At 45.7% G+C, this 7,353-nt stretch carries 6 protein-coding genes and 1 tRNA gene (1 of these 7 only partly in view); 1 reads left to right on the plus strand and 6 read right to left on the minus strand.

Features of this window, described 5'->3' with window-relative positions:
* Positions 1-91: 91 nt before the first annotated feature.
* The 5 genes from lnt to miaB all read right to left on the minus strand — a co-directional run bounded on the left by lnt (position 92) and on the right by miaB (position 5,709).
* Entirely contained in the window at positions 92-1,609 is a 1,518-nt protein-coding gene (gene lnt, locus R7Z10_RS20955) for an apolipoprotein N-acyltransferase (RefSeq protein WP_005384119.1), read from the minus strand.
* A gap of 32 nt (positions 1,610-1,641) precedes the next feature.
* Positions 1,642-2,541: a CNNM family magnesium/cobalt transport protein CorC gene (gene corC, locus R7Z10_RS20960; protein WP_005384118.1), complete on the minus strand. Its 900-nt coding sequence runs from the start codon at positions 2,539-2,541 to the stop codon at positions 1,642-1,644.
* A 105-nt stretch (positions 2,542-2,646) separates the two neighbouring features.
* Positions 2,647-3,111: an rRNA maturation RNase YbeY gene (gene ybeY / locus R7Z10_RS20965; RefSeq protein WP_005373030.1), complete on the minus strand. Its 465-nt coding sequence runs from the start codon at positions 3,109-3,111 to the stop codon at positions 2,647-2,649.
* Positions 3,112-3,113: 2 nt separating this feature from the next.
* Complete coding sequence (locus R7Z10_RS20970; RefSeq protein ID WP_005373033.1) at positions 3,114-4,211, minus strand: PhoH family protein; 1,098 nt, start codon at positions 4,209-4,211, stop codon at positions 3,114-3,116.
* A gap of 73 nt (positions 4,212-4,284) precedes the next feature.
* Positions 4,285-5,709, minus strand: a complete 1,425-nt coding sequence (gene miaB, locus R7Z10_RS20975) for a tRNA (N6-isopentenyl adenosine(37)-C2)-methylthiotransferase MiaB (protein ID WP_005373038.1) — start codon at positions 5,707-5,709, stop codon at positions 4,285-4,287.
* 257 nt (positions 5,710-5,966) lie between these two features.
* Here miaB and R7Z10_RS20980 point away from each other — a divergent pair, with 257 nt between their 5' ends.
* Complete coding sequence (locus tag R7Z10_RS20980; protein ID WP_064369039.1) at positions 5,967-7,145, plus strand: 2-octaprenyl-3-methyl-6-methoxy-1,4-benzoquinol hydroxylase; 1,179 nt, start codon at positions 5,967-5,969, stop codon at positions 7,143-7,145.
* Positions 7,146-7,280: 135 nt separating this feature from the next.
* Here R7Z10_RS20980 and R7Z10_RS20985 read toward each other — a convergent pair.
* Positions 7,281-7,353 (minus strand) — tRNA-Leu (locus R7Z10_RS20985); it runs 163 nt beyond the window's last position.

The following is a 7,353-nucleotide window of genomic DNA, read 5'->3' on the forward strand; positions in this document are numbered from 1 at the left end:
TTTAAAATACAAAACGCCCGATGAAGTACATCGAGCGTTTTAGTTAAAAAGTGTCAACCCATATCAGGACGGGTCAACTTTCAAGCTGTTATCAGCTCTGTTTTCTTCTTAAACCGAAAGCCAGCGCTAAACTTAACCCTACCCAAATATACAATGGCCAAGTACCAACGATTCGATATGGCGTTTTCCCATCGGTTGGGGTGAGCTCTGCGCGCAGTACTGCAGTTTCAAACTGCGGAACTTGCTCAACGATTTTACCCTTGTGATCGGTTACCGCTGTTAATCCATTGTTAGTCGAGCGGATGAGCGGTTTGCCCAACTCTAAGGCACGCATACGGGCGATCTCCATATGCTGAAGAGGGCCGATAGAGTGACCAAACCATGCATCGTTTGAAAGCGTTAGAATGAAGTCTGTTTCGTCAGTCACATTTTGACGCACTTGCTCATTAAAGATGATCTCATAGCAAAGCGCTGGTGCCATGTGCATGCCATTCGCAACGATGTTTGGCTGCACAAAAGCCCCACGGCTAAACGATGACATCGGTAGGTTAAAGAATGGCGCTAATGGGCGCAAAATATCTTCAAATGGTACAAACTCACCAAACGGTAGTAGGTGATGCTTATGGTAACGTTCGCTTAAATCGAAGCTGTAGTCACCGTATGGTGTGATGCCGAGGGACAGAATACTGTTGTAGAACTGTCGATCTTCAGCTTGGTTGACGACACCGGTGATGATTGCGCTGTTATTCATTTTTGCAGCGCTGTCGATATTGCTCAAAAATGAAGGCACTTCAATTTCAAAAGCGGGAATTGCTGCTTCTGGCCAAACGATAATGTCAGCGTCCCAGTTTTCACGAGTTAAGTCAGCATATTTCATGATGGTTGGCCAGCGTTGACTTGGTAGCCACTTTAGGTTTTGGTCTACGTTACCTTGAATCAGTGCGAGCTTAGTCGTGTCTTCTGGTCGGGGTGTTACCCAATCGTAGTTGCGAATCCCAAAGCCAGTACTGAGTAATACCGCAGGGATAATCACCATCAGCCACTGCTTATGAATCCATGCATAGGCTAACGCCCCTGCGCTGATAAGGATAAATAGAGTAAGCAGTTCTACGCCGCCAATTGGTGCAAAGCTTGCGAGTGGAGCATCTATCTGGCTATAGCCTAGCCATAACCAAGGGAAGCCGGTCATCACCCAACCACGCAACCAATCACTTATCAGCCATAAAGCAGGTGCAGCGAGAAGTGCTTTTGTGAGCGTAAATTGAGGAAACAGCTTGTTGTTGAGCCAAGCAAATAAGCCTGAATAAACAGCCAAGTAGGCAACAAGTAAGCCCATTAAAAATAAATTGGCAATGAGCGGCATACCGCCAAAACCGGAGATACTGACGTAAACCCAGCTAACGCCAGTTGCAAATTGACCTAACCCCCAAGCATAACCAATCCATAGTGCGCGTTTCGGAGTTTGGTTAGCAAGAAGAATCAGTAGAATTGCAGGGCTAAGAATGGCAATAGGCCACAGCTGGTAAGGAGCGAAAGCGAGTGTAGTAGAGGCGCCAACAAAAGCGGCCACTAAGGGCCGCTTAAGGCGATGAAAGAGTTCATTCATCATTGTAATTTCTGAGATTCCCAATGGGTATCGCGTTACTCTTGAGTGGCTTCAACCAGGGTTTCTTCGTCTGGGATCGTCACTTGGAGTTGAATGACACGACGGTTATCGGCAGCGGTGACTTTGAAGTTGTAGCCTTCAATTTCAACCAGTTCACCACGAGAAGGTAAGTGACCAAAGGCAGTCATGACCATACCACCAACGGTATCAACTTCCTCATCGCTGAAGTTGGTTCCGAATGTCTCATTAAACTCTTCGATGGTTGTCAGCGCTCTGACAGCAAACGTATGCTTGCTCAGCTTACGAATGTCCGTCTCTTCACTTTCATCGAATTCATCTTCAATATCCCCGACGATTTCCTCAAGGATATCTTCAATGGTCACAAGACCAGAAACACCACCGAATTCATCGACAACAATGGCCATATGATAACGTTCTTCACGGAATTCTTTCAGCAGTCGATCAACGCGTTTACTTTCCGGTACTACAACCGCTGGTCGAATGACTTCTTCGATATCAAATGGATTACTGCCTGAGCCTAAGTATTTAAGTAAGTCCTTCGCTAGAAGTATGCCTTCCACATGGTCTTTATCTTCGCTGATCACAGGGTAGCGAGAGTGTTGAGCATCGGTAATCAAAGCAACCAAGGTATCAAGGTCGTGAGTACGCTCAACGGTAACCATTTGCGAACGCGGGATCATAATGTCACGCACACGCATTTCGGAGATTTCCATAACACCTTCGAGCATATCGCGAGTGTCATGGTCAATCAGGTCGTTAACTTCAGAGTCGCGGATAACATCCACAAGCTCTTGGCGATCTTTTGGTTCGCCCTGAAATAGTTGACCTAGACGTTCAAAGAAGGACTTTCTACTCGGACCTTCTGCCTTTTCTTTCTTATCTTCGTTAGAAGAGGGAGAATTATCTTCGTTCATTGTTTCTCAATTAAGTAACGCTATCAGAAGTGTGATAGCACACATAGAGAGGCGAACACGAGAGTCATTTAGGTGGTTCGCCTTTCCCTGTCGAGTGGCCAATAGCTACTCTTTTTCAGCAATGTAAGGATCTTCATAACCCATACCTTGCATGATTTCGGTTTCGAGGGACTCCATCTCTTCGGCTTCGTCATCCTCTATATGATCATAACCTAGCAGATGCAAGCTGCCATGTACAACCATATGCGCCCAATGTGCTAGCAGAGGCTTGCTCTGTTCAACCGCCTCTTTTTCAACAACTTGGCGGCAAATAATCAAATCACCAAGTAAATCTATTTCCATACCAGGAGGTGCTTCAAATGGAAACGACAACACATTAGTTGGTTTATCTTTGCCGCGATACTCATGGTTGAGCGTATGACTTTCTTGTTCATCAACAATACGAATGGTGACTTCGGCTTGTGGCTGGAAGAGAGGAATTGTCTTATCTAGCCACAATTGGAAATCTTGCTGCGAAGGCAGACCTTCTTCATTTTCGACTGCCAGTTGCAGATCAAGTTCAATCGCCATGATTATTCCTTAGTTGAAGCAACTTGTGCATTCAGTTCGGCTTTTGCTGCTTCTAGTAACTTCGCATCGCGTTCTTCACGGCGGCGTTTCTCGAACTCTTTACGCTCTTTCTGGTCTTGTGCTTCCCACTTCTCGTACGCGTTAACGATACGAGCAACCACAGGGTGACGTACAACGTCGTCGGCTAAGAAGAAGTTAAAGCTGATGTCGTCAACTTCGCTTAGTACTTCAATAGCATGACGAAGACCCGATTTCGCACCACGAGGTAAGTCAATCTGCGTGACATCACCAGTGATAACCGCGCGAGAGTTAAAACCAATACGCGTTAGGAACATCTTCATCTGTTCAACTGTGGTGTTCTGACTCTCATCAAGAATGATAAAGGCGTCGTTTAGAGTACGACCACGCATGTAAGCAAGAGGGGCAACCTCAATCACGTTACGTTCAATCAGCTTCTCTACGCGCTCAAAGCCCAGCATTTCAAATAGGGCGTCGTATAGCGGACGTAGGTATGGGTCGACTTTCTGGCTTAAATCACCAGGTAGGAAGCCCAATTTCTCACCAGCTTCAACCGCTGGACGAGTAAGTAGAATACGGCGGATCTCTTGGCGCTCTAGTGCGTCAACAGCTGCTGCTACAGCAAGGTAGGTTTTACCTGTACCTGCCGGGCCAATACCAAAAGAAATATCATGCGTGACCATGTTAACCAAGTACTGCGCTTGGTTTGGCGTACGTGGTTTGATCACACCTTTCTTGGTTTTGACGAAGACTTCTTTACCATGCTCGATATTAGACTCAGTATTCTGCTCAAGAACACCAGACTCTTTGATCGCTAGATGGATTTGCTCAGGCTCAATATCTGGGATCTCACCTCGTACAGGTGCGGTATCAACATATAGAGTTTTCAGGATATCCAGCGCAGCTGATGCGGTATGAGGTTTACCGACAATCGTAAAGTGGTCACTACGGTGGTTAATTTCAACGCCTAGACGACGTTCTAAATGCTTGATGTTGTCATCGAATGGACCGCACAGGCTAGCTAGTCGGCGGTTGTCTGAAGGTTCTAGGTTAATTTCTAGAGTTACGATTTTATTGCTCAATGTTGCCTCTCATTTTTTGCCACTTAGTGAGAGCCTGATAACGACCAGGCTCTCTATGGCTATTTATACGAGCTTACGGCGTAAAAGTAGCTACACCCAGCTCATCTTCGCGACGTGTTTTCGCCATCATCTGCGTTGGGGAAATCACACTACGAAGATCCATGTCTTTTTCAGTACGTACTAGCTCACCACGCAGTGAGTTTGCAAATACGTCTACGATCTTCACATCAACGAACTGACCAATTAGGTCTGCACTACCTTCAAAGTTTACTACACGGTTGTTTTCTGTACGAGCGCGTAGTTCCATTAGGTTTTTCTTCGAAGGACCTTCAACTAGAACACGTTGTTCTGTGCCAAGCATTAAGCGAGAGTAACGCATCGCTTGAGCATTGATAGTTTGCTGTAGTTCGTAAAGGCGCTCTTTCTTCACTTGTTCTGACACATCACAAGGGTAATCCGCTGCTGGCGTACCTGGACGTGGAGAGAAAATAAAGCTGAAGCTCATGTCAAAGTCTACATCTTTGATTAGCTTCATGGTGTCTTGGAAGTCTTTGTCTGTCTCACCAGGGAAACCAACAATAAAGTCTGAACTGATTTGAATATCAGGACGAGCTTTACGCAGTTTACGGATGATCGATTTGTATTCGATAGCGGTGTGAGGGCGTTTCATCATCGTTAGGATACGGTCACTACCACTTTGCACAGGTAAGTGCAGGAAGCTCACAAGTTCTGGCGTATCTTCGTATACTGCGATGATGTCGTCTGTGAATTCTAACGGGTGGCTCGTCGTGAAACGAATACGGTCGATACCATCGATAGACGCAACCAAACGAAGCAGTTCTGCAAATGAACAGATCTCACCATCGTGCATAGGACCACGGTACGCGTTTACGTTTTGACCCAGAAGGTTTACTTCACGTACGCCTTGTTCAGCAAGTTGGGCGATTTCGAACAGTACGTCATCCATTGGACGGCTTACTTCTTCACCACGAGTGTACGGTACGACACAGTAAGTACAGTACTTAGAGCAGCCTTCCATAATAGAAACGAATGCTGTCGCACCTTCAGCGCGAGGTTCAGGTAGGCGGTCGAATTTTTCGATCTCTGGGAACGAAATGTCCATAACTGGTGCATCATCGGACTGAGATTGTTTGATCATCTCAGGTAGGCGGTGCAAAGTTTGTGGGCCAAAAATAACGTCAACGTATGGTGCACGTTCACGAATATGGTCACCTTCTTGCGTTGCTACACAACCACCTACACCGATAACTACGCCAGGTTTTTTATCTTTTAGTGTTTTCCAGCGGCCTAGCTGGTGGAAAACTTTCTCTTGCGCTTTTTCACGGATCGAACAGGTGTTAAGTAGAAGTACGTCTGCTTCCTCTGGCTCTTCCGTCAGCTCGTAGCCGTTTGCAGCATTAAGCAGGTCGGCCATTTTTGATGAATCGTATTCGTTCATCTGGCAGCCCCAGGTTTTAATTAGCAGTTTCTTACTCATCTCACTTTCGCTCGTTCAGTTGTACTTAAATCGGAGAGCTATTGCTCAAATTATAGCCGCCATCACGGCGGTAAGCGGCGTATTGTACTGCTTTAAAAAGCACCTGACTAGTGATCTAGCTAATTCTCTGCAAAGCCCGATGAAATCTAGTTTTTCGCCCTATGCAGAACAAGGTTTTTTGTTAAACAATTTTGTAAAAATAGCCATGGAAAGTACAATAAAAAACGCCAATTAATCAGCACGATGAAGAGTGAAAAATGAACAAGTATGACATCGCCGTGATCGGTGGCGGTATGGTCGGGGCAGCCGTCGCTGTTGGATTTGCCAAGCAGGGCAGAAGCGTTGTCTTGGTCGAAGGTACAAAACCTAAAGTTTTTGATGCCGCTCAGGCGATGGATATTCGTGTATCTGCAATCTCGCACCAGTCGGTGGAGTTACTTGATTCACTCGGAGCATGGTCAGAGATCAAGAGCATGCGAGTTTGTCCTTATCGGCGGTTAGAAACTTGGGAGCACCCAGAGTGCCGTACTCGTTTTCACTCTGATGAATTGTCATTGGATCAGCTAGGTTACATCGTTGAAAATCGCCTAATCCAATTAGGTCTTTGGCAAGTCTTCTCTAAGTATGAAAATCTAACCGTGATGTGTCCTGAGCGATTAAAAGCCATTGAGTTTGCAGATGTAAATCTTGTGACACTAGAAAGTGGGGCGCAGTTTGAAGCTAACTGGGTGATTGGTGCTGATGGTGCAAACTCTAAAGTTCGTCAATTGGCTGGAATTGGTGTAACTGCGTGGGATTACCGACAACACTGCATGTTGATTAACGTGAAAACAGAATTGCCTCAGCAAGATATTACTTGGCAACAATTTACACCTTCAGGCCCACGTTCATTTTTACCTCTGTGCTCTTTGAGTAACGACGATGGTCAAATAGTAGGCCAAGGTTCTTTGGTTTGGTATGACTCGCCTAAACGTATTAAACAACTGTGTGCGATGGGTAAACCTCAACTAAGGGAAGAAATCTTACGTCATTTCCCTGCAGAATTAGGCGATATTGAAGTTTTACAGTTTGGCTCATTCCCACTCACTCGTCGTCATGCGCAAAGCTACTCAAGCAAAAATTGCGTATTAGTGGGTGACTCTGCCCATACGATCAACCCGCTTGCAGGGCAAGGGGTAAACTTAGGCTTCAAAGATGTAGACGTTCTCCTTTCGGTAACAGAACAACAAGAAAAGCTGGAAGATACCTTACTCGCGAAATACGAACGCGCACGTCGACCTGACAACTTACTCATGCAGACGGGCATGGACTTTTTCTATAAAGGTTTTAGCAACGATCTAGGGCCATTGAAGTTCGTACGTAATGCTGCATTGAAGCTTGCTGAAAACTCAGGGCCAATTAAGGCTCAAGTACTGAAATACGCGTTAGGTATGTAGTAAGCTACTCAAATCACAGATAGAAAAAAAGCGAGCCATGAGCTCGCTTTTTTAATTCGGCAAATCTAATGATTTCCCGAGTCCAGAACCAAAAAAAGAAAAAACCCAGCAAAGTCATGCTGGGTTTTCCGATAATGGTGCGGAAGGAGAGACTTGAACTCTCACACCTTGCGGCGCCAGAACCTAAATCTGGTGCGTCTACCAATTC

Origin of the sequence: Vibrio sp. Vb1018, assembly GCF_033338775.1 — a bacterium.
In the GTDB taxonomy this organism is placed as follows: Bacteria; Pseudomonadota; Gammaproteobacteria; order Enterobacterales; family Vibrionaceae; genus Vibrio; species Vibrio alginolyticus.

Excerpts from the sequence above, each read along its gene's own strand:
- R7Z10_RS20980 (WP_064369039.1), top strand. The coding sequence starts at position 5,967 with ATGAACAAGTATGACATCGCCGTGATCGGTGGCGGTATGGTCGGGGCA.
- miaB (WP_005373038.1), bottom strand. The coding sequence starts at position 5,709 with ATGAGTAAGAAACTGCTAATTAAAACCTGGGGCTGCCAGATGAACGAA.
- ybeY (WP_005373030.1), bottom strand. The coding sequence starts at position 3,111 with ATGGCGATTGAACTTGATCTGCAACTGGCAGTCGAAAATGAAGAAGGT.
- corC (WP_005384118.1), bottom strand. The coding sequence starts at position 2,541 with ATGAACGAAGATAATTCTCCCTCTTCTAACGAAGATAAGAAAGAAAAG.
- lnt (WP_005384119.1), bottom strand. The coding sequence starts at position 1,609 with ATGATGAATGAACTCTTTCATCGCCTTAAGCGGCCCTTAGTGGCCGCT.